A 1,984-nucleotide genomic window follows, 5' to 3' on the forward strand; every position below is an offset into this window, starting at 1 on the left:
CAAATGCTTGGCGCTTTTCTGTGGTCGGGTCCATTTATCCGACCAAACTCCACAAACAAATTAAGTTTGGCAATAGATTGAGGAATGTTGCCTTGTTGTTTGTATCCTTTATTGCTTTTTTTGTTGTGGTTATTAATTCGCCTGATGAAAGTCAACCGGTTGCACAAGAAACTAAACTGCATCAGGAAGATCAAAACAAAGCGGTAAACTGGCAAGAGGAAATAAAGAAGATCGCAACATCAGACAAAACGGAAACAGAGAAATGTGATGAGTTTTCATCTTTGGCGCGCAATTATCGGCCAGAACTGAAAGAAATAGCAGAATTTGAAACATATATAGTGGAAGAGTTCAAAACGGGACGATATTTGAGCGATCTAAAAAAACATGAGTACATGCTGACGAATATTTTCAAATCGGAAGTTGTTCATAGGTATTATGATGATCAGTTAAATACACCGATTGACAAATTTGCATTCTACTTCTGGCAAAATTCAAAATACACGTATCGTGGAGCGGATTCCGTATATAGTGCTGATACAGTGCGAAATAAAGAGCGTATGGAAGAGCTATTGAAAAAGATGCAATAGGCCACTTCAGTGGTCTTTTTTGTTTGGAGTAAGGAGGGATTCGTATCAAGGAATGGGCTAAATCATTTTATAAAGGAAAGGCGTGGCGGCAATGTCGTGACGCTTTTTTTATTTCAAAGCTTGGACTGTGTGAAAGGTGTGGCGGTCCAGGCAAAATTGTTCACCACAAAGTTTATCTAACTCAAGACAATATCAATGATCCTAGCATAAGTCTTAACTTTGATAACCTGGAGTTGTTATGCCAGGACTGTCACAACAAAGAACACCATGGTGGTAAAGCGACGAGAGATGATGTCATGTTTGATGAGAGCGGGAACCTGGTGAAGTTATAGCCCCCCCGATTCAAAAAGTAAAACACCTTGGCTAGGGACCGGTGGGGGCACCTTCGAAAAATACACGCCTCAATCTCCCATGACCCCCACCCATTGAGGAGTGATAAAGAGGTGAAATAACGATGGCTAGAAAAAAGGAATTAACCAAAGATGAAAAGATAAAGAAAGAGATTAGGAGACTTAAGAGGATATACAAAGACTTAGAAGGTAAAAAGAAGCAGGTTGCAGAGGGACTTATTAATGAAGCTGCATTTATGAAAGCTACACTTGAAGAGTTGAAGATATTAATTGATGAGAAGGGGCCTATTGATGAAATGCCACAGGGAGATTATTCAATTCTAAGGGAACATCCGGCTGTTAAGACTTATAACACTATGATTCAGCGATACGGAACAATTATGAAGCAATTGACTGATCTATTGCCTAAAGAAATACAGCAAGAGCCGGATGACGGATTTGAGGCGTTTGTGATGTCCCGTGATTAGGTATCCGCTTGATTATAACCCGATCCTTGAGTATTGGGAGAGGATTCAAGCCGGGGAAGAGGTTGTATCTCAAAAAGTTAAGCGTGTATATCAGAAGCTTGTATCTGATTTAAATGACAAAAAGAGTGAATGGGAATATAACCCCAAAAGGGCCAATCATGCCATTGAGTTTATTGAGAACTTTTGCAAACACAGTAAAGGGAAAATGGGCGGAAAACCATTTATCCTGGAGCTGTGGCAAAAAGCAATGATCGCGGCGCTTTTTGGCTTTGTTCATAAGATCGACCAGACACGAAAATATAGGGAACTCTTATTTATTGTTGCCAGGAAGAATGGTAAATCAGCTCTCGGCTCTGCGATTGCTCTTTATATGTTGGTTGCTGATGGGGAGGCAGGGCCGGAAGTTGTATCAGCAGCGACTAAAAAGGACCAGGCAAAAATCATCTGGCTGGAATCAAAGCGAATGGTTAAGAAATCGCCGGTATTATCCAAGCGAATCAGGACACTTGTTGCAGAACTAATTAGTGATTTTAATGATGGTTCGTTCAGACCGCTATCAAGTGATTCCAACACGCTTGAC

Annotated in this window: 4 protein-coding genes; all 4 read left to right on the forward strand. The window is 40.7% G+C overall.

What is annotated here, in order from left to right:
• Positions 1-587, forward strand: a 587-nt coding sequence (locus H1R82_RS14090; protein ID WP_181821701.1) for a hypothetical protein, incomplete at its 5' end; no start/stop codon positions are given.
• Positions 588-631: 44 nt separating this feature from the next.
• The gene (locus H1R82_RS14095; RefSeq protein WP_138615223.1) at positions 632-919 is read left to right on the forward strand and encodes an HNH endonuclease signature motif containing protein; all 288 of its coding nucleotides are present in this window, start codon (positions 632-634) and stop codon (positions 917-919) included.
• Positions 920-1,041: 122 nt separating this feature from the next.
• Positions 1,042-1,404 (forward strand): hypothetical protein, encoded by a 363-nt coding sequence (locus tag H1R82_RS14100; RefSeq protein ID WP_181732310.1) that lies wholly within the window; start codon positions 1,042-1,044, stop codon positions 1,402-1,404.
• Positions 1,397-1,984: terminase large subunit domain-containing protein (locus H1R82_RS14105; RefSeq protein ID WP_309544842.1), on the forward strand; the 588-nt coding region annotated here is incomplete at its 3' end. The genes H1R82_RS14100 and H1R82_RS14105, both read left to right, overlap by 8 nt.

This window comes from Thermoactinomyces intermedius (assembly GCF_013912365.1).
Taxonomy (GTDB): Bacteria; Bacillota; Bacilli; order Thermoactinomycetales; family Thermoactinomycetaceae; genus Thermoactinomyces; species Thermoactinomyces intermedius.